Consider the following 20039-nt stretch of genomic DNA (forward strand, 5'->3'; position numbering starts at 1 on the left):
TTGCGTGTCTGAATCCACCTCCCTCCGTCGCACTCCGTTCCACGACATCCACGTCGCCCTCGGCGCGAAGATCGTCCCCTTCGCCGGGTATGAGATGCCGGTCCAGTACCCGGCCGGCATCACCGCCGAGCACAAGGCGGTGCGCGAGTCGTGCGGGTTGTTCGACGTGTCGCACATGGGCGAGTTCCTCGTGCGCGGCCCGGGCGCGGTCGACTTCGTCAACTACGTCACGACCAACGACGTGGCCAAGTTGGCGATTGGGCAGGTGCACTACTCCGGGATCCTCAACGACCGGGGCACCTTCGAGGACGATTGCCTCGTCTACCGCGAGGCGGACCGCATCCTGATGGTGGTGAACGCGTCGAATGCGGCGAAGGACTTCGCCCACATCAGTCGCCACCTGGGCCGGTTCGACTGCACGTTGGAGGACATCAGCGACCAGATCGCCTTGCTCGCATTGCAGGGCCCAAAGGCGGCGTCCATCCTGCAGCCGTTAACCGACGTCACGTTAGGCGACATCAAGTACTACCACTTCTCCCGTGGGACCGTCGCCGGGGTCAAGGACGTGTACGTCTCGCGCACCGGGTACACCGGCGAGGATGGCTTCGAGCTGTATTTCCCGAATGCCCATGCGGCGACCATCTGGCAGGCATTGATGGCCGGCGGCCAGGTGTCCCCGGCCGGGCTGGGGTGTCGGGATTCACTGCGGCTGGAGATGGGGATGGCGTTGTACGGCAACGACATCGACGACACCGTCACCCCGCTGGAAGCCGGGTTGGCGTGGATCGTCAAGCTGCAGAAGGGGGATTTCGTCGGCCGTGATGCGTTGCTCCGCCAGAAGGAGGCCGGGCTGACGCGGCGGCTGGTCGGGTTCACCTTCGCTGACCGCGCGATCCCGCGTCATGGGTACCCGGTGTTCTGCGGCGGCGCCCCTTCGGGGGTGGTGTGCAGCGGGACGATGAGCCCTTCGTTAGGCATCCCGATCGGGACCTGTTACCTGCCGGCGGGGTCGACGGCCGTGGGCACCACCTTTGAGGTCGAGATTCGCGGGAAGCGGGTGGCCGCAACGGTGGTCAAGCCGCCGTTTTACACGCAGGGGTCGCACTTGTAGGTCGACCGGCGATGCGTGTGGCGGTGCTGACCATCTCGGACGCCTGCGCAGCGGGGGCGCGGCAGGACGCATCGGGCGAGGCGATTGCGTCGTGGGTGGCCGCGCGGCCCGATCGCCAGCTCGCGGCGCGTGCGGTGGTGCCTGATGAGTCGGTGGAGATCGTTCGCGTGCTCCTCGCCTGGTGCGACGGCGACGTCGCGGACCTGGTGCTGACCACGGGGGGGACCGGCCTTTCGCCGCGCGACATCACGCCGGAGGCGACCCGGGCAGTGCTGGAGCGTGAGGCGCCCGGGCTCGGCGAGCGGATCCGCGGGCTGTCGATGGGTTCGTTCCCGCGGGCGGCCCTCGCCCGGGGGCTCGCCGGGGTTCGGGGACGTACCCTGGTGGTGAACCTCCCGGGCTCGCCGGGTGGCGTTCAGGATGCCTTGGCCGCGCTGGACCCCATCGTGGCCCACGCCGTCCAGATCACCCGCGGTGCGGCGACTGATCACTCTGCCGCGATGCTCCCGCCATGAGCCGTGCCTCGGATCGGGGATCGAAGGTGCTGGTCACGCTCACCGACGTTGAGCCGGCGGTGCGCGTGAATGCGGCGCTGGAGCAATCCGGAATCGAGACCGCGGTTGTCTCGCCGTTGGACGACTTGCGGACGGCGCTCAAGCGGGAACGGCCTGGGGTAGTGGTCTTTTCCGGTGGATTGCTCGAACCCCACGTGTTGGCCGTGGTCCATGACCTGTTGTGGGAGGGGGTGTCCGCCGTTGGCTTTCTGGATGTGAACGATCCGGCCGTCGAGGCGCGGCTGCGCACCGCCGGGTTCTCCGAGTTGTGGGCCAAGCCGTTGGCGATTGAGGAGGTGGCCGCCGGCGTCCGACGGCTGCTGGAGCGACAGCGGCTGTCGATGGAGACCGGGCTGATTGGCGAGTCCGATGCGATGCGTGCCGTCCTGGTGCAGGTGGAGCAAATCGCTCCAGTGTCGAGCACGGTGCTGATCGAGGGGGAGTCCGGGACGGGGAAGGAACTGGTGGCGCGGGCCGTGCACCTGCGGAGCCCGCGCCGGAACAAGCCGTTTATTGCCGTGAACGTCGGGGCGCTGCCGGAGACGCTGCTCGAGAGCGAGTTGTTCGGCCACGAGAAGGGGGCGTTTACCGGGGCCGCAGAGCGTCGTTTGGGCCGGTTCGAGCTGGCGCACGGCGGGACGATCTTCCTGGATGAGATCGGGGAGATTCCCACGTCGACGCAGGTGAAGCTCCTGCGGGTCTTGGAGGAGCGGGAGGTGACGCGCGTTGGGGGGACGGCGACGATTCCCGTGGACGTGCGCGTGGTGACCGCGACAAATGCTCCCCTGCGGGAAGCGGTGGCGACGGGCACGTTCCGGGCCGACCTGTTCTATCGCCTCAACGTGCTGCGGATCTACCTCCCGCCCCTGCGCGAGCGCCGCGAGGACATCCCGACCCTGGTGCGGCGCTTTGTGGCGGAATTGTCGCAGGCGCACGACCGGCCGTTCCACGGCATCTCGGCCCAGGCGATGCAGGTGCTGGTGGACTATCCCTGGCCCGGAAATATCCGGGAGCTGCGGAACCTGATCGAAAGCATGGTGGTGCTGAGTCCCGGGCGGGAGATCGGGGCATCGGACATTCCGTCCCAAATCCGGGAGGGAGGGTCGCGTCTGCTGCCGGTTCCGATCGGTCCAGTGGTCCGGGGTCAGGCCGGGGCCGACGGGCGGGAGCTGGAGTTCATCTTGCGCAGCCTGGTCGAGCTGAAGCTGAACGTGGAAGAGTTGCGTCGTCGGCTCGACGAGTCGCAGCTGGCTGCGGGTGGCCCACTGCTTGCTAGGTCATCGGACCGGTGGGTATCCGGGATGCCTCGAACGGACGAAGTGACCGAGGTCGGGGGGGTGGTCGGGGGCATTGCCCCGCGCGGTGATGGGGAGGAGCCACCGGTTGCGATCAGCGCCGGGATGACGATGGCGGAGATTGAGCGGGCCGCGATCGAGCTGACGTTGCGCGCGACCCGTGGGAACCGTCGGCGTGCGGCTGATGTGTTGCGCATCGGCGAGCGGACGTTGTATCGCAAGATTCGCGAATACGAGGCTGGCGGATTGCCGTTTGAAGCGGGCGACGAGGTGACTGAGGAGTAAGCAATTGGTACCACGGTTGTGCCCGGCAGTTCTTGTCCTTGAAAATGCGGAGTGGGACCGGCATCTTCACGGCCGAAGCATGGTTTCTCGGGGGGTGGCGGAGGGGTTTTGTATGTGAACGTGCGCTAATGTAGCCGTCCCTCACCGGGTTTCGAGGAATACACGCGTGGCGCAACCACAATCGTCGCCGTTGATCGCCGGGAGTGTTCTCCCCATCAAGCGTGCGGAGGAGCTTCTGGCGACCCTTCCTGGGGTGATCGCCGCGAAGATTATCGCAGGTGAGACCGGGGCGGTGGACGAGATCCACATGCTGACGACGGCGGACGTGACGCCGAAGCAGACGGTCCGGAACGTGGAGAGCGCCCTGATCGCGCACCTTGGGATGCGGGTGGACCACCGGAAGATTTCGGTGGCGACCTCGGTGGATGGCCGGAAGGTGTCCGGGGCGCCGGTGCAGCCGCCGGTAGCGGACGCGAAGGTCCCTGTGGCGGTTCTTACGGAGCCTGCGGTGGGGGAGCGCCCCCCTGTGGGGGACGCGGTAGCGGCCGTGGTGGAGCCTGGGGCAGGGAGCAGCACCCTGCGGCGGGCGTATTACTTCGAGGATGTCGAGGTGAGTCGGTCCCGGGCGAAGGGGCTGACCTGTCGCGTTACTCTGGCCCGAGGCGGCAAGTCCTTCACGGGAGAAGCCGAAGGCACGGAGAACGAGCGATCCCGGGTGGAGCTGGCGGCGCGAGCGGCATTGCGGGCGCTGGCGGAGGCGGACCAGTCGTTGCGGTTACTGGATCTGGCTGGGGTGCGAGTGATCGAGGCGTTTGACCGTGAGTTCGTCTTCGTTGGGGTGACGGTACAGCATGCGCGCGCGAGCGCGATGTTGACGGGGAGTTGCGAGTTGAAGGACAGTGCCGAGACGGCGAGTGTGTTGTCGGTCTTGGACGCAACGAACCGGTGGTTGGGCCGTCGTTAGGCGGTGGTAGTGACCCATACGGACATCGAACTCTTTCGACCGAGGCGAGCAGACATCGACGCGAAGGACAACTGAGGGCCCCCGTTCCTGGCAGGAAAGTAGTTCGGCAGGTTGAGCGAAATTCGAGCGGGAACAACAGGTACGTGAGCGGAGCCGACCGGAAAAACTCGTGACTGCACGTCGCAGTTACGCGATTCGATGGGAGGTTACGCGGTATGTCTTTGATTCAATGGCTGACGGCCCTTCTTACGGGCGGCCTGCACTGGGGCTAGCAACGGGCAACGGGGGCCCACTCCACATCGCGCAGAAGTCGTGACTCGGTAGGCGCCAATTTGAGCAACGAGAGGAACTCTCGCCTCGAAGCGAGGCCGTGGAGTAAGATCGCCGAACGGGTGCACGGCATAGCGCCAGCTCGGGAGCAGCGGCGCGCTCGCCCTTGGTTCTCGCCGGCGTCGCGATCTTACGGCGGTGGCTGCCGCTTGGGGCTGTGCGTCGTGGTATCCCATGTCGTCAGGGGCATTCCACGGTCGCACTGGTTCTGATTGGCCTCGGCACGCTCGCGGAATTCCTGCCGTACCAGGGTCGATCTCGTGGAGCCGTGGGATCAGTGGCGATCATTCCTTTCGCCGCCGCGATCTTCGTCCTGCCTGACTTCCGTGCCCCTGATGATTGGGGCCGCGCAGTCGCGGATCCAGGCGGTTCATCGCCGCCCGCCACTCAAGGTTGGCTTCAATGTCGCCCAGTGGCTGCTCTCCGCTGTCTGCGCAATCGTCGCATTGCGATGGGCTGATATCGCGCGGAGGCGATGGGAGCCTCAGTTTTGTCGATGGGCTTGAGGATCGAGCATACTGCCGGCAGCAGCGGCCTTTGCGACGATGACCCTGGTAAACGCTGTTCTGCGTGGCGGCTATCATCAGCCGCGACCAAGGCACCAGCCGTTCCTACGATCGCTTTGGACAACGCTGCGTCCCATGCCGGTCCTGGTCGGGTTGCAGGTGGTCATCGCCTTCTACCTCGCGTGGCTCGCCTCCCATCTTGGATGGCTCGGTGCGGCCGGGATGGTATTGCCGCTACTTGCGGTCCGTCAGCTGTCGCGCACGACGATCGAGCTCACTCGCGTTACCGAAGAGCTTCTCGATCTGATGGTGGCCGCAATCGAGGCGCGCGATCCGTATACATCGGGCCACTCGAAGCGTGTCGCGTCCGCAGCGACGAAGATCGCCAAGGCAATAGGTCTAAAGCCCGAGGAGGTTGAGCGGGTCCAAGTCGCAGCCCTGCTGCATGACGTCGGGAAGATCAATGAGGAGTTCGCAAGGATTCTTGCGAAGGAGGGACGGCTGACCGCAGAGGAGTGGGACATCATGAAGCGTCATCCCATCAGAAGTGCGGAGCTGGTAGGCTTAGTGTCGAGCCTTAGGGATCTGGTGCCCGCTGTGCGCCATCACCACGAGAACTGGGATGGAACAGGCTATCCGGATGGTCGAAAGGGTCAGGATATTCCCCTGGCGTCTAGGATCATCATGTTCGCTGATACCCTCGATGCCATTACAACGGACAGGCCGTACCGGCGAGCGTTGGATCCCGAGGAAGCAAGGAAGGAGTTCATCAAGTTCCGGGGCCGACAGTTCGATCCAGCGATATGCGACGCGGTAGTGTCTGAAGGAGGTTTTGGAGGAACTCTACCATGCAGCGCGAAGGTCGCAGCTCACGCAACCGAGTGCGGCCCCTACCGCCACCGTGGCGTAGGTTCACGCGAGAGCGAGCTCCGAGAGGCACGTAAGGATCGCGGGGGCTGGCCCCTTCCGATCCCGCCGGAGTTTCTCGGTATACGAGGCCCAGAACGCCTTGGCGTACTTTACGCCGCTAGTCAAGGAAATGTGCTTTGCCGCCGCCAGCGCCAGATGGTCCCACGCGCCCCGCGCCATCACGACAGGCAGCGGTCCCTCAATCCCGGCGTCGACCTCCGCGCCTTCCGCCAACTGAACGCGCGGCGCAAAAACAGCTGGAGGCCGACGCGCTCCGCCGGCCCATCGAGAGGGTGCGATTCGCAAAGCGAGCGCGCGGAGTATATCACTCGCCTCCAGTGAATAGTCCTCGGCTGGATCTAGGAACGCGAGTTGACTCAGGATCCAAATGTGACGCCGAAGGGCGAGAGGCTCCGCTGGCTTGGTGAGCTCGCGGGAGCGTTCAACGACTCTGCGAAGTCGGTCCACGCGGCCGGTGTGCGCGGCTATCTGCGCCAGTCCTAGCAACGTCGCGTGCTCATGCTGGTGATAGGCCAAGTCTGGCCGCATCCGACAGCGCCGTGGAAAGTGGTTCCCAGGCTTGGTCCGAGGAGCCGACGCGGATCAAGGCATAGGCGGCATGGCGAAGCTCCCGGAGCCTGAGTGCAGGGTTGGTTTGTCGCTCAGTCGAGACGACTCTCCTCGTCAGTCCCTGCACTCGTTCCCCGTCACCGCCGATCGCAGCCAGGATGAGTTGAAGGCTCCTGGCTTCGGTGCTGGCTGATGTCGCCGCGACTGACTCGACGCGGGCGTACTCCACAGGGAGTGGCCAAGTCCCCAGCGACTCGTCCCAGGCTGCCACGGCCAGAAGCCCAGCATGAGCCCGGAGTGCGTCCGGTAGACCGTCCGCGTGTAGCGCTGCAACGACGACGGTTGGATTCGGCGGTATGTGACGGTAGAAGTAGTCGGCGCTTGCTTGATAGAGGCTGAGTTCGACGTCGACTTTGTCGCCTGCGCTTGAGGTCAGCAGGGCGAGTTCCTCCGTGAGGCTGGCCCAGCTGTTCGCTGCGTATAACGCCCGCAAGAGAAGCAGCTTGGCCCTGCGGCGCACCTTCTCAGACGAAGCTAGCAGCGCTGCGCGCTTGTGCGACTGCGAGGATTCGTTCGCGAGACCAAGCGACAGTAGAAGCTCGCCGAGAGTGTTTGCTACCTCAGCGGCTCGGTCGGAGGACCCCGCGAGCTCCCAGCTCTCACTCGCCGTCGCGAGTAGGTCGGGGTCGCGGTTTGCATGGGCCTCGCGCTCGAGTATTTCGGCCGTACGGATGCGAGCGAATGTCAGGGCACTGGCGGACGCCATTCGCTGGATCACCTCTGCAATAGTCCTATGCCTAAGGCGGATGGCGGATGAATGCGACAAGACCAATCCCGCGCGCTCCAACTCCTCAAGCGCTGATAAGAACTCCATCGGCGTCAATCCCAACACCCGCGTCACACGCTCCAGCGTCGCATGCGATTGCAACAGGCTCACCACCAGCAACACCCGCTGCGCATGCTCGCGCAAACCCGCAAACTGCAGCTCGATCAGCCCGCGAATCGTCGACGGAGGCGCGTCGTCCGATCCCCCGCGACCACGATGGGCCGCCAGCTCCCCCAAGTAGAACGGGTTCCCGGCCGCGGTGGCCGCAAACCGGGTCACTTCCGCCGGCGTGAACGGAACCCGATTCCGCTCCGACCAACGCTCCAGGAACGCCACCGCATCGCCCTGCGCCATCGACGGCAACCGCACATGACGCACCCGGCCATCCGATCCCGTAATACCCAGCGTCGCATAGAAGTCCGGGAGCTGGCGCGCGGCCATCAGGAGCAACAGCGACCGCTCAGGCAACCGGTGCGTGACATCCGTGAAAATGCGCCACGAGGTCTGGTGCAACCGATGCGCGTCGTCGATGAAGATCACCAGGGGCGCCTCCTCCGCGATCGCCGACACCAACTCGGACAGCGAATACACCAGCTGGGCATAGGCCAGGTCCGCCGTCATGCCGCTCGAGAGTGGCTGCTGTGGATCCGGGTGCAGCAGCCGGCGCAGGTAATGCAGGTGCTCCTGGCCACACCCCAACGCCCCGGGCTGGCTTAGCAACATCCCGGTCAATCCCAACAGGCTGGACAGTGGAGCGATGGTGTCGCCAGCTCCGCAGGTGTAGGTCACCACGAGCCCGCCGTCGAGCACCGCCAGACGCAAGAGCTCCGTGGATGTGCGCGTCTTGCCGATCCCCGCTTCCCCGGTCACCAACGCGCATTGCCCCATGCCGCGACGCGTCCCCGCCCACACGTCTCGCAAGCTCCCCAAACTCCTTCGCGCGGCCCACAAAGGGCACCTCGAAGCGCAACGGCATCAGGGCGTCATCCATCCCCTCCGACACCCGGCGCCGCAACGTCCGCACCGGGATGCGCAACGCGTCGCTGACCTCGCCCACCTCGGATTCGTACCGGTCCAGCAGCATCAGGGCGTCTACCTTGCTGCCGTCCATCACCAGCGCTTCAGCGAGCGCCAGCGTCGCCGTCTCGTTGAGCGGATCGAGGGCCAGGAGCGCGCGTGCGAGCTCATGGATGTCGCCAAAACGCGCCTGCGCCCTGGCGTCCACGATCGCAGCGGCCAGCGCTCGTCGACGCACGGCGGCGGCCCGATCGCGCAGCTCCTCCACCCACTCCCGAAAGGCGCTCCCCAACTGCGACGAGTAGCCGGGTAGGAATGGCTGGGTCCCGATGCGCACCAGCTCGCTGCGATCGATCGGGCCATGCAATAGCTCCCGCAAGTCGATCTCGGTGTCATTCTCGTCTATGGAGACGTGACCCGCGCGCAGGTGGATCGGAACCCCAAGCTGGCGCAGGCGATACAACGCCTGGCGCAACGAGTGCCGTCCCTGTTCACCCGTGGACGACGGCCAGATGATCCGGCACAGCTCGTCGCGCGCCACCCCACGCGGGTCGGACGCGGACACGTACAGGAGCACCCCGAACAGGATCTCCGCGTCGGGTTCGATCCGGGCAATCGGGGTCTCGAAAACTGGCGGACCGAAAGTGAGCGCGCGCATAAGGAGACTCGCGAGCGCGACAAGGTCAACGCCCGAAGAACGGTTGCGCTAATCTGGCATCCGCCGTCACGTAGGCGTCAAGCCACCCCGGGCGGCCTCGTCGGTTGGCGGTCTTGCCCGAGCCGGACTGGCCAGGGGGCGCCGGCCAGGCGCCGCCCGGATTCCGCCTGCAGCGCCAGGCCAGACCCCCCCGGCGGTGAGCCCCGACTCCGAGGTCCGGCCCCCTGCGGCATGGAACGCGCGACCGCACCCCCGGTCCCCAGCCGCCTGTCGCGAGGAGGTGTCGCCCGCTCGCGTGTGGCCACCCGTGACACCCTCGGACAGGAATCCCCGACGCGAGTTTCCTGCACACCGGGTGCCCCAATTGCTGATGTCCCGGCGACGAGTATTGAGGTAGGATGCAGGTGCACGCCGGCGCCGCGTGTTGGCGTGGCAGCGTCTGACGCAAGGGATGCAGCGGACCGGTGTGGACGCGGACCCGGTCCGCGACGACAGGGAGGGAGCTGTGCGAACGACACTACGATTGATCGGTCACCTCATGGTGGCTGCTACTTATGCAGGAGCGGCGACGGCGGCCGGTGCGCAAACACTCGCGGAGACCCCAGTGGGGAATCGGGTGCAGCTCACCATTCGCGACTCGTTGCGGCAGGGGCCATTCCAACGCGCGCGCCAGAACGTGATCGGGCAGTTTGTGCGCGCGAATACCGACTCCGTCTGGCTGCGCCTGAGGGGGCACTGGGGAGTTCGGGGGTGGCCCGAACGTCCATCACAAAGGCCCAGGTCAGCACCGGCGCCTCGCGGTGGAAAAGCTCGCTCCTGCTGGGGGTCGGATGGGGGCTTGGGATGGCGGCGGCCATCGCGATCGATGACCTCGACCATGAGCACGAACACCGGGCGCGGGACGCCTGGGTCGGGGCAGGGGTTGGACTCGGCGCTGGACTCGTCGTGGGTGCGACCTGGCCGTTCGAGATGTGGCGAGGGGTCCGCGACTGACCTTGGGGGGGGCGATGGGGCATCGGCGGGAGGCGGAGGTGTACCTGAGCTCCGCGTCTCGCCGGTCTGGCGCAGGTGGAGGGATCGGCTGACATTCGCGGCATGCAATCGTCGCCCTTGCTTGCCCTCTTCGTCCTGGCCATCGCCGCCGGCCGGCCGCGCGCCCAGGACGCCGCGCCGCCCAACATCCTGCTCGTCATCACGGATGACCTCGGCTACGGAGACCTTGGCGTCACCGGGGCGCAGGACATTCGCACCCCGCATCTCGACGCCCTCGCCCGGCAGGGGATCCGGTTCACCGAGTTCTACGCCAACGGGCCGCTCTGCACGCCAACGCGGGCGGCGCTGATCAGCGGGCGTTACCAGCAACGAGTGGCGATCGAGGAGGCGTTCGGCGGCGCGTCGTCGTCGTTCGCCGAGCGCGGGCTGCCTGTGCGTGGCAGCTCGCTCCCCCAGTTGCTGAAGGGTCGGGGCTACACCACGGGGCTCATCGGCAAGTGGCATTTGGGCTACAAGCCGGAGTTCTCGCCGCGCGCCCATGGGTTTGACACCTTCTGGGGATCAAGAGCGGATACGTCGACTACTACCATCACACCGATGGTGCCGGCCGCCCGGACCTGTTCGACGGCGACACGCCGACAACGGTGGACGGCTACATGACCGACCTCATCACGGAACGCGCGCTGCGGTTTGTGCGTGAGCACCGGGCGCGACCGTTCTTCCTCGAGGTCGCGTACACGGCCCCCCATTGGCCGTACCAGCCGCCAGGACGCGAGACCCGCGCCGCGCGCAACGCGGCGCATCTCGATGCCCGTGACGACGACCCCGGCACCCGCGCCGACTACGCCCGGATGGTCGAACGCGCAGACGCGGGCATCGGGGAGTTGGTACGACTGGTGGACTCGCTGGGCATCGCCCGCAACACCCTCGTGGTCTTCACCAATGACAATGGGGGCGAGTGGCTCTCGCGCAATGCGCCGTTCCGGCATCGCAAGTGGACCCTCTGGGAAGGGGGGATTCGCGTCCCCACGATCATGCGCTGGCTCGGGCGCATCCCCGCCGGGCGGACGACCGCGCAAGTCGGGATCACGATGGACCTCACGGCGACCATCGCGGCGGCCGCCGGCGCGACCGTTCCTCGTGACGCGGGACATGAAGGAGTGAACCTCCTCCCGACCGCGCTCTCAATCGGGCGGCGCAGCCTGGCAGCTCTACTGGCGCACCCGTGCCGGGGGTGACGCAGCAGGCCGTGCGAGACGGCGACTGGAAGTTGCTCGTGGACGGACCGTCGGCGCTGTTGTTCAATGTGCGGGAGGATCCGGGAGAGGCGCGGGACCTGGCGGCGCAGCGTCCGGAGGTCGCGCGTCGGCTCGCGCGATTGCTTCGCGAATGGAACGCGTCCGTCGATGCCGACGCGGGGGCGAAGCGATAGAGGCGGCGCGTGGCCTAAGCTTTGAATGCCCGCTACGGTACTCCCTGGTGGCGCGTGGCGTCGCCGCGATGCAGCTTGCGGTGACGTTTCTGCCTCGGTTGAGAATGTCCGGGTTGCCCTCGGCGACGACTGCTGCACCCAGGGGCGAACCACGGGAGAGCGTGCGCCTGAAAAGGCGCACGCTCGTTTCTCTCGCCCCGATCGATCGAACGACACTTCGAGCTGGCCCTCGAACATGTCCACGATGTGTTCCCGCGTGACCAGGCGCACCGCCACGCGTTCGCCTGGGGCCCGTTCGGCGGGTGGGGGTTGTGTCACGGTGAGCGTGATGGGGCCGTCGACGGTCACGCGCTCTACGCCATCGGCGTCGAGCTGCGGCTTGCCAAGGAACCGGCCTCCGCTGCCGAAGTCGACATCGGGCCGCCGCGCCCCCAGGGCCAGCACCGGTGGGCGGCCGGGCGACCGCAATTTGCTTCGCGTGGACCGTCCGGATCTGCGTTTACGCACCTTCGCCATCGTCCACCTCCACTATGAGGTGTTGCGACGACCGATTGAATCCACCCAATACGCGGGCGGGGCGTACCAGGCGCTGCTGGCCCGGCATGGCGTGGTTCCGAGTATGAGCGGGGCCGGCAACTGCTGCGACAATGCCGTGGTGCAGAGCTTCTTCTCGACGCTGGAATTCGAGCTGCTCCGGCAGCAGCACTGGGCGACCCCGGGGCGGCCCGGGAGGGCGTGGGGCGGTATATCGAGCGGTGGTACAATCCGCGCCGCCAGGCATTCTACCTTGGGGTATCGCAGTCCGATGGAGACCGAAGCCGGTCCTTCAGGCCGCAGTAGCGCGGCTCAACCCAGTGTCCATCAAACTGGGGCAGCTAAGGTTGCCCCTTGGACGCTCCCACATCACACAGGGTTTGAACTGATCGGGTGCCGCAGGGGAAGCCTGCTTGGTGCCAAACTGAGGGCGCCAATGGTGTGTCGCTCCTCGTGCGCACGGCGTATACTCCAGTCATCTTCCCCTCGTAATGCCGATCGGATGGCGGTTGCTGCGGCGCGCCCGCTCGTCCTCGGCACTAGGCTCGCGCCTACCGGGGCGGTGCCAGCTCCGCCATGCGCGACGTGTTCAACTCCGCCATGCGCGACGTGTTCAACTCCGCCATGCGCGACGTGTTCAACTCCGCCATGCGCGACGTGTTCAACTCCGCCATGCGCGACGTGTTCAGCGGCGCCACGCGCGACGTGGTCAACGGCTGAAACGGCACCGTCGACGGCATCAGTGCGGGTGCGCGCGATGTCACGCCTGCGCGACCCAGCACGCGCAACTGCGGACTCAGCGTGCTGAGCAACACCGCGGGCACCATGCACGCAGCCAGGACCGTCCGCTCAACTCGGCCGACCGACGTGGACGGTGAGCCCCGGAGAATCCGCTCGATGCGCAGCGACACGGTGGCTGGTCTGGCCATCCCAACGGCCAACAGCGTTTTCGGCCGTCGACCGGCGAACTGCAGTAGCATCGCCGCATAGTCTACGGGTCTGCCAATCGCTGCAACCGCAGCGTCGTCACTCACATGCTCCGCGAGCAGAACGATCTTCCGGAGCAGCAACCACGCGAACGGGTTAAACCAGAATACCGCCGCATACACCTGGGCGAGGAGCTGCCAGTAGAAGTCCTTCCGCACCAGATGCGAGATCTCGTGGGTCAACACGCACGTGCGCGTATCGGCACTCCAACCGGGATAATCAACAGGAAGCAGGATGCCCGCGCCCGTTGCAACGGGCGTTGCGACCGCGTCGCTGCAGCGAACGCGGACGCCGACAGCGGAGAGCCTCGCGACCGGCGTCGCGGTACGCCATGCACGAGCAAGCGCGAACACACCGATGCCTACACGAAGAAGCAGCAGCCCGGCAACGCCAAGGTAGGCGATACCTGCTATGCGACCGTAGATGCCAAGATCGGTCGCAGCCGCTGTAGCTCGGCTTGCCAAGGAAGCGAATGTCGTGTCGGATGGCGCGCTCGCGAATGCACGCGCGGTCAGGACCACCACGATTGGCATCAGGACAGAGGCAGCCAGCACGCCAATCCACATGGTCCACGCATGCACGGAGCGCCGAACCTGTATCAGGCGCGAAACGCCCCATACGCCGAGGCCGAGTGCTGTGGCGCGAATCGCAGACTCAAGCACGAGTTGCACCATCGCGCCGTTCGTCATGCCGTTCATGACGTCGCTCCTGGTCGCTTGTTCCTCGCCGCGTTGATCAACTCGGCCAGGCGATCGAGTTCGGCGGGCGGCAGTTGGTCTGAGTCGACAAACCCCACCAACAGATCGGGGACCGAGCCTTGGTACAGCCAATTGGCTAGATCTCGCACGCCGCGCCCCGCAACCTCCGCCGCCGGCGTCGCCGCCGAGAACACGAAGGTACGCCCTTCGGTGTCGTGCTTGACGTAGCCCTTCTCCTCCAGTCGACGAAGCACGGTGCGCACTGTCGATTCCTTGAGGGGGCGATCCAGCCGCTCCCTCACGAGTTCGGCGGTGGACGGACCGTGCTGCCACAACATCTGCAGGACCTCGGTCTCAAGGTCTCCAAGTGTCGGGAGGGGCTCGCCGGCGGGTTGCGTGTTCATATTGCTACCATTTGTAGCACTTAGACGACGACCGCGTCAAGCCGTCGCCCATTCGAACGGGCGACGTAGGAGGTGGGGGGCTGGACAGCGATCGATCAGAATGTTACCGTCGGTAGCAGTACAAAGGGTAACACTCGCTCTTCACGGCCGTTGGCCCACTCTCTCGAGACACTGATGCCCAACCTCTTGCGGTCTGCACGGGCGCCCATGTTCGCATCATGCCTGTTGGCGGCTTTGCCTGGCGCGTCCGCGGCCCAGGCACCCGACTATCGGGCGCGGTTGGACAGTCTGTTTGACATCCTCGGGACGAGTCAGCGCGTGATGGGCACGGTCACGATTCGCAAAGGCGAGCGCGTGTGGTATCAGCGAAGCGTCGGCTACCGCGATAGTGCGGCCGCAGGCTGGGTGCCGGCCGATAGCGCCACCATGTACCGCGTGGGCTCTATCGCGAAGCCATTCACGGCGGTGATGATCTACCAGCTGATTGATGAACGAAAACTCACGCTCGACACCAAGTTGTCCCGGTTCTTTCCGCGGCTCCCGAACGCCGACTCGATCACCATTCGCGATCTGTTGGGTCATACCAGCGGCGTGCCCGACTTCACGCAGGGTATGGACGGCATCGTGCCCATCACGCGCGATTCGATCCTGAAACGCATCGCCAGCATGCCAACGCAGTTTCGCGTGGGCACGCAACGGCGATACAGCAACTCCAACTTCGTGTTGCTCGGCTACATCGTGGAGTCTATCACGTCATCGTCGTACGCCGAGCAATTGCAGCGTCGCATTGTCCGCCGAGCCGGATTGCGCCGCACGCGTTATGGCGGCGCGGTCGATCCCATGAAGAACGAATCGCGCGCCTACTACTTCGCCGATAACCACTGGCAGCGCCAGCCTGATGACGCGATCGAAAACAGCGGTGGCGCCGGCGGCGTCGTGTCGACAACCAGTGATCTCACGCGCTTCCTCGCGGCGCTGTTCCGTGGACGCTTGATCTCCGCGTCGTCGCGGTCTGAGCTCACGCACGGCTTTGTCGGGGGACTCGCGACGCTGGCAAAGGTCTTGGTCCGTTCACCATTCCTGGCGCCAACAAATCCGGGCATGCGCACAATGGATCGATTGGTGCGCACACCGCACTCATGGGATATGTGCCCGACGACTCCCTCTCGCTCGCGTTGACCATCAACGGCCACAACTATCCAATCGACCGCGTCTTCTTTCAGGTATGGGACATTCTCTACGGCACGGCGGAGCCGCTGCCATCGTTTATGCCCGCAGCACTCCCCGACTCGGCCGCGACCGCGTTCGCGGGTGACTATGCGGCACCCGAGTACGGCCTCACGATCACCATTCGACGCAATGGCGCGGCACTTGAAGGGCAGGCCGTAGGGCAAGATCCTTTTCCGCTCACGTACGTGGGCAACCGCCGCTTTCTGTCCGTCCCATCTGGCATCATGGTCGAATTCGCAGAGCCAGTGACTGGCGTGTCGCCGCGATTCACGCTGTTCCAGCAGAAGCTGGCCATTCCGTTGAGACGCGGGGCGACGACGCCGTAGGGGACCATGCGGGGAGGGCACGCGCGCTGGGGCGCGCTAACGCCCTCCCTCACGGACAATGGCGAACGCGCGTCGCGTGCACTATCGATAGGGCATGGCCTTTCCCGACAACTCTACGTTTCGCATCGAGCACGGAATGTTGGGGAGTGTGCGCGGCGCGAACGTCCCCGCGTGACGCGGGCCATGAAGGGTGAACCTCCTGCCGACTGCGCTCTCCAATCGGGCGGCGCAGCCGCGGCAGCTCTACTGGCGCACCCGTGCCGGGGGTGACGCAGCAGGCCGTGCGAGACGGCGACTGGAAGTTGCTCGTGGACGGACCGTCGGCGCTGTTGTTCAATGTGCGGGAGGATCCGGGAGAGGCCCGGGACCTGGCGGCGCAGCGTCCGGAGGTGGCGCGTCGGCTCGCGCGATTGCTCCGTGATTGGAACGCGTCCGTCGATGCCGACGCGGGGGCGGAGCGATAGGGGCGGTACGTGGCCTAAGCTTTGAATGCCCGGTGCCGTGCTCCCTGGTGGCGCGTGGCGTCGCCGCGATGCAGCTTACGGTGACGTTTCTGCCTCGGTTGAGAATGTCCGGGTTGCCCTCGGCGACGACTCCTGCACCCAGGGGCGAACCACGGGAGAGCGTGCGCCTGAAAAGGCGCACGCTCGTTCAGCGGGTCTAGTGTTTCAGATCGCGATGTCGCCGAGAGTCACGACCGTAGCTGTCGGAGTCCCGGATCGTGCCATCGGGCCGATGGATCACGACCTCGACGCGACGGCGGCGTGCCGCGCGGACGGCGATCGCGATCGCCTCGGTTTGCGTGCGGGGGCATTCGACAAGTCGCTTGCCGCGCGCCACGCGAGGGACAAAGGCGGAGCAGCCACCGGAGGGAACGACATGGATGTTGCGCTTGCGACGGCGGGTTGCCATGGGGCGATGGGAAGAAGGTGGTCACGCTCGAATCCGAGCGCACGATGCGCGAGGCGGGTCCGAGGTAGAGCGAGGGTGTGTCCTGAAGTACGCCGTGGCGCGTCCGTCACGACGTGAGGCAGGACTGGTGGCCATGGGAGGGATCATCCGGGGCGGAAATCGCACGCGACGGATGGTCGTCACCTCGCATGGCGAGGGTGCAGCATGGAGCTGGCGGTTCTTCTCCGGGCTACGGCGAGGTCAGCTTGAGGGGGCGCAGTCGTTCCGGCCCCTCGGTTCTGAGTCGATAGTTGGCCTTGCCGGGTGACAAGAGCGTGAGGATCTCTTGCCCCGATCGATCGAACGACACGGCGAGCTGGCCCTCGAACATGTCCACGATGTGTTCCCGCGTGACCAGGCGCAGCGCCACGCGTTCACCTGGGGCCCGCTCGGCTGGTGGGGGTTGTGTCACGGTGAGCGTGATGGGGCCGACGACGGTCACGCGCTCCACGCCATCGGCGTCGTGCTGCGCCTTGCCCAAGGCCCGGCCTCCGCTGCTAAAGTCGAATTCGACCCGTGGGGAACGGGTGTAGGTGGGGCGTAGGACGTCATGGCGGGGATCCTCGTTGAGATAGAGGACGACACTGCCGGCGCAGGTGGCGAAGATGGCGGCCACGCCAACACGACCGACCACGCGCACGAGGAGGTTGAGGCGCGGCCGAGCCGGCGGGCCGATCGGCCGGGCCGGCGTCGTGGCCAGGGAGTTCGCGATGGCGCGTTCCAATGAGGTGACCGCATCGGGAGCGACGAGGTCGACCGGGCGTGGTCGCACCCGTCCCGCGAGGAAGTGTCCGAGGGTATCCAGCTCCCCATCCTCCGGATGCGCCGCATGAAAGGCACGCTCCTCAGCAAGTTCCGCCTCGGAATACGGCGGACCGAAGTGATCGCGCGGCCGGGTCACCTTGGCATTCCTGGTCGCTTCAACGGACTGGACGTGGCGTCGACGCCGGGACCGGGCGTTGATTCGCCGTATCGGGACCGAGCCATCGGGATCGGTTGAGCACGAGCATGATGGGGATCGCCATCAGGAGGCCGAACATGAGGAGCCACCGCCAGAGCATGCCCCGGACGACGCGCCGGCGCCGTGCGAGTTCCTCCGGGGGCGGACCTCCGGCACCCCCAGCGAGTCCTCCCGCGATTGCCCGCTCCAGACTCAACACATCGTTCCTGGAAATGTCGTCGACACGCCGCGGCCGAAGTTCGCGGAGCGCAAGGAGCGGGGCGGCCCACGCCCGATACTGGTCGTCTTCTTCGACGCGCCGCTCGACGTCTGCCTGATGCCAATCCGGGAGGCGACCGGCGATGAACTCGGCGAGTTCCACGTCCTGGGGCGTGAGGTTGAAGGTGCCTTCGGCGATCAGCTCTTCGGCCACTTCCTCGTCCGAGTAAGGCGGGCCAAGCGGTCGGCGCTCGCGGCTCATGAGGGGTATGGCTCGTTGAGGTCACCGGGCTCGACGCCGGCCGCGCTGAGTGCGTCGCGGAGGCGGGCGCAGGCCTTGGCGTAGTTGGAACGGGCCGCGGCGGGGAGATGCCCAGAAATGCGCCGATGGCGTCATACCCGACGGCGTGGTCGTAGGCGAGCAAGAAGGTCTCCGCGATACGGGGCGGCAACGCGGCGAGGGCTTGTTCGACGGTTTGAAGCACCTCTCGCTTCTGCGAGGGCAACGCCGCACTTACCTGTCGCCGCAGGGCCTCTGTCGGGCCAGTGATGAGCACCTCGCGGATGGTGCGTCGCCGCTGTCGCCTCTGCTGCGCCTGCGCGGCGTCCCGCACGAACAGGTACAGCATTCCCAGTTGCCGCTCCGGTTCCGTGGGCGCCGCGGGTTCGGTCAGGCGTTTCATGAGGCGGAGCACCGCGGAGTGCACCACGTCCTCCGCGTGAGGAGGGTCGACCAGGGGAGCGCGCGAAACTCAGCAGGCTGCGGTACTCGTCTCTCCAGAGGTTGGAGAGATGGTGGAAGGGGCGGAGTCCATCGCGACAGATCGTCGGGCTCCGGCCCGGAGGGGAGCGCGTCAGGCGGCGGGATGAGGTCGGTCATGACGTTGAAAGTGAGCGCGGCGCAGGGCACGCGCGTTCGAAGGGGGGCTCACCAAGTAAACGGTCACGAGTGGTCGAAACGCGTCTTGCGTGTCTTCGAGAGCCCTTGGCACGGGGAGATCCCTTCGGACCTCGATATCACGTTACCTCAAGCGGGACAACGAGTTGGAGCGCGACGGACGCCGGACCCCGGTCGATTCCGGGGAACCGATGTTCTGGCGGGATGGCGGTTACCCTCCGGTGTCGTGGCGCTACAGCTTACGGTCCCCGTCGAGGCGCCGATAGGGACCGTTTACTCTCACGCCGCCTGTTCCTGGGGTGGTGCTGCGGACGGCTGGCCCCCGTCGTTGAGCTGCTGGGTGGAGCGGGCGGGGGACTGGACAGTGTCCCTGAAGCGGGGGCCTGAGGGAGCGGGGGGCCCCAGTCGGGCGAAGCGGGAGACCGCCCGCCAGGCCGCGAGTCGCGTCGGCGTCGCCGAGAGTCGCGGCGCGACCATCGCATCGAGCATGCGCACCACCTCGCGGCCCACCTGGTACTCCCGGTGGAGTCCCGCCGTCGAGGCCGCACGCCGCCCGATGTCCGCCGAACGCGCATCGAGCCGCGCTCGGAGGTCCGCCGTCGCCCGGACCATCCGCTCGACGAAGTCGTCGGGCAGCCCGAAGTCAATGAAGGCGGACTTCTGCGCCGTGGCGATCTGCACCATGGCCTCTGCCGCCGCCAGTGTGCCGGCGTAGTCGCGCGCGGCGGTGGGGCTGAGGGCCGCGAGGAGCGCCGCGTCCTGCGGAAAGAGGACGCGGGCGGCATGCGTGAGCGGGCGCATGTACTGCTGCCGGAGCGCGGCGACCTGCGCCCGGGAGACCTCGGTCGACGCCTTGACGCCGCGGAACCGTGCGTCCCGGATCGGCCGCGTGGGCCTCGAGGCGTTCGATCACGGCGTCGAGGTGGGCGACCACCTTCTCGATGGAGCCGAACCCGCTTCCGGCGGGTTGTCTGAGGAAGTCGCGGACGCGACGGAAGACGAAGACGGACTGCTTGTGCCTGGACAACATGGGCAAGCCCCTCCTGGGGCGGTGTGGACGCGGGAAACGCGCCCCCGCCGGGCGTCCGAGCAACGGGGGGAAGCGCATGGCCCGATGGTGGCGGGCCGGTGAGCCGTGGCGGCTGGCGAGCGCACAGCGATCCCTGCACGCGGCGCAGTGGTTCCTGCCCGCAGCGCAGTGGTGGCTACGCGCTGCGCATTGCGGGATGCATTGGCTGCGTTGTCGCTCGTCAGGTCAGTAGCGGGGCGTGGACGAGCCGCGGCGTCGTGTGTGAAGCCGACAGTGCTGTCGGCACGGATCGCGCTAGCTCATGTCAGGCGTGCACAGGTGTCGACAGGGCGTGCGGTGTGTCGCCTCGCCGGCGCGCGGGTGTCGTCATCG

At 66.5% G+C, this 20039-nt stretch carries 19 protein-coding genes; 12 read left to right on the forward strand and 7 right to left on the reverse strand.

Annotated features, from left to right (window positions below; translation table 11 throughout):
• Nucleotides 1-4 precede the first annotated feature (4 nt).
• The 5 genes from gcvT to IPK85_13740 all read left to right on the forward strand — a co-directional run bounded on the left by gcvT (nucleotide 5) and on the right by IPK85_13740 (nucleotide 6296).
• The gene (gene gcvT, locus IPK85_13720) at nucleotides 5-1111 is read left to right on the forward strand and encodes a glycine cleavage system aminomethyltransferase GcvT (protein ID MBK8248446.1); all 1107 of its coding nucleotides are present in this window, start codon (nucleotides 5-7) and stop codon (nucleotides 1109-1111) included.
• An 11-nt stretch (nucleotides 1112-1122) separates the two neighbouring features.
• A complete protein-coding gene (locus IPK85_13725) occupies nucleotides 1123-1626 on the forward strand; it encodes a MogA/MoaB family molybdenum cofactor biosynthesis protein (GenBank protein MBK8248447.1) in 504 nt (167 codons plus the stop codon).
• Nucleotides 1623-3245 carry a sigma-54-dependent Fis family transcriptional regulator gene (locus tag IPK85_13730; GenBank protein MBK8248448.1) on the forward strand — a complete coding sequence of 541 codons (1623 nt, stop codon included), beginning with the start codon at nucleotides 1623-1625 and terminating at the stop codon, nucleotides 3243-3245. The genes IPK85_13725 and IPK85_13730 overlap by 4 nt, the downstream gene beginning before the upstream one ends.
• Nucleotides 3246-3411: 166 nt before the next feature.
• Nucleotides 3412-4209, forward strand: a complete 798-nt coding sequence (locus IPK85_13735; GenBank protein ID MBK8248449.1) for a hypothetical protein — start codon at nucleotides 3412-3414, stop codon at nucleotides 4207-4209.
• Between the two features lie 971 nt (nucleotides 4210-5180).
• Nucleotides 5181-6296 (forward strand): HD-GYP domain-containing protein, encoded by a 1116-nt coding sequence (locus tag IPK85_13740; protein MBK8248450.1) that lies wholly within the window; start codon nucleotides 5181-5183, stop codon nucleotides 6294-6296.
• A 175-nt stretch (nucleotides 6297-6471) separates the two neighbouring features.
• Here the strand turns inward: IPK85_13740 and IPK85_13745 are convergent, their stop codons facing one another.
• A complete protein-coding gene (locus tag IPK85_13745) occupies nucleotides 6472-8271 on the reverse strand; it encodes an ATP-binding protein (GenBank protein ID MBK8248451.1) in 1800 nt (599 codons plus the stop codon).
• Nucleotides 8272-9775: 1504 nt separating this feature from the next.
• On the opposite strand from IPK85_13745, the gene IPK85_13750 reads away from it, so the two are divergent.
• The 4 genes from IPK85_13750 to IPK85_13765 all read left to right on the forward strand — a co-directional run bounded on the left by IPK85_13750 (nucleotide 9776) and on the right by IPK85_13765 (nucleotide 11450).
• Entirely contained in the window at nucleotides 9776-10018 is a 243-nt protein-coding gene (locus IPK85_13750; GenBank protein MBK8248452.1) for a hypothetical protein, read from the forward strand.
• Nucleotides 10019-10120: 102 nt separating this feature from the next.
• Nucleotides 10121-10678, forward strand: a complete 558-nt coding sequence (locus tag IPK85_13755; protein MBK8248453.1) for a sulfatase-like hydrolase/transferase — start codon at nucleotides 10121-10123, stop codon at nucleotides 10676-10678.
• Entirely contained in the window at nucleotides 10675-11256 is a 582-nt protein-coding gene (locus IPK85_13760) for a sulfatase-like hydrolase/transferase (GenBank protein MBK8248454.1), read from the forward strand. Before IPK85_13755 ends, IPK85_13760 begins: the two co-directional genes overlap by 4 nt.
• Complete coding sequence (locus tag IPK85_13765; GenBank protein ID MBK8248455.1) at nucleotides 11253-11450, forward strand: hypothetical protein; 198 nt, start codon at nucleotides 11253-11255, stop codon at nucleotides 11448-11450. The genes IPK85_13760 and IPK85_13765 overlap by 4 nt, the downstream gene beginning before the upstream one ends.
• 1085 nt (nucleotides 11451-12535) lie before the next feature.
• On the opposite strand, the gene IPK85_13770 is transcribed toward IPK85_13765, so the two are convergent.
• Together IPK85_13770 and IPK85_13775 are read right to left on the reverse strand one after the other, a co-directional pair.
• On the reverse strand, nucleotides 12536-13669 hold the full coding sequence (locus IPK85_13770; GenBank protein MBK8248456.1) for a M56 family metallopeptidase: 1134 nt from the start codon (nucleotides 13667-13669) through the stop codon (nucleotides 12536-12538).
• A complete protein-coding gene (locus tag IPK85_13775) occupies nucleotides 13666-14073 on the reverse strand; it encodes a BlaI/MecI/CopY family transcriptional regulator (GenBank protein ID MBK8248457.1) in 408 nt (135 codons plus the stop codon). The genes IPK85_13770 and IPK85_13775 overlap by 4 nt, the downstream gene beginning before the upstream one ends.
• A 174-nt stretch (nucleotides 14074-14247) precedes the next feature.
• Between IPK85_13775 and IPK85_13780 the strand changes: the two genes are divergently transcribed.
• The 3 genes from IPK85_13780 to IPK85_13790 all read left to right on the forward strand — a co-directional run bounded on the left by IPK85_13780 (nucleotide 14248) and on the right by IPK85_13790 (nucleotide 16093).
• A complete protein-coding gene (locus IPK85_13780; protein MBK8248458.1) occupies nucleotides 14248-15252 on the forward strand; it encodes a beta-lactamase family protein in 1005 nt (334 codons plus the stop codon).
• Nucleotides 15213-15629, forward strand: a complete 417-nt coding sequence (locus IPK85_13785) for a hypothetical protein (GenBank protein ID MBK8248459.1) — start codon at nucleotides 15213-15215, stop codon at nucleotides 15627-15629. Before IPK85_13780 ends, IPK85_13785 begins: the two co-directional genes overlap by 40 nt.
• A gap of 266 nt (nucleotides 15630-15895) precedes the next feature.
• Entirely contained in the window at nucleotides 15896-16093 is a 198-nt protein-coding gene (locus tag IPK85_13790) for a hypothetical protein (protein MBK8248460.1), read from the forward strand.
• A 196-nt stretch (nucleotides 16094-16289) separates the two neighbouring features.
• Here IPK85_13790 and IPK85_13795 read toward each other — a convergent pair whose 3' ends face one another.
• From IPK85_13795 to IPK85_13810, 4 genes are all read right to left on the reverse strand, one after another.
• A complete protein-coding gene (locus IPK85_13795; GenBank protein ID MBK8248461.1) occupies nucleotides 16290-16541 on the reverse strand; it encodes a DUF2188 domain-containing protein in 252 nt (83 codons plus the stop codon).
• Nucleotides 16542-16770: 229 nt separating this feature from the next.
• On the reverse strand, nucleotides 16771-17481 hold the full coding sequence (locus IPK85_13800) for a hypothetical protein (GenBank protein MBK8248462.1): 711 nt from the start codon (nucleotides 17479-17481) through the stop codon (nucleotides 16771-16773).
• 19 nt (nucleotides 17482-17500) lie between these two features.
• On the reverse strand, nucleotides 17501-18001 hold the full coding sequence (locus tag IPK85_13805; GenBank protein ID MBK8248463.1) for a hypothetical protein: 501 nt from the start codon (nucleotides 17999-18001) through the stop codon (nucleotides 17501-17503).
• Nucleotides 18002-18916: 915 nt separating this feature from the next.
• Complete coding sequence (locus IPK85_13810; GenBank protein ID MBK8248464.1) at nucleotides 18917-19438, reverse strand: hypothetical protein; 522 nt, start codon at nucleotides 19436-19438, stop codon at nucleotides 18917-18919.
• Nucleotides 19439-20039 lie beyond the last annotated feature (601 nt).

Source organism: Gemmatimonadota bacterium, from assembly GCA_016712265.1.
Classification (GTDB): Bacteria; Gemmatimonadota; Gemmatimonadetes; order Gemmatimonadales; family Gemmatimonadaceae; genus RBC101.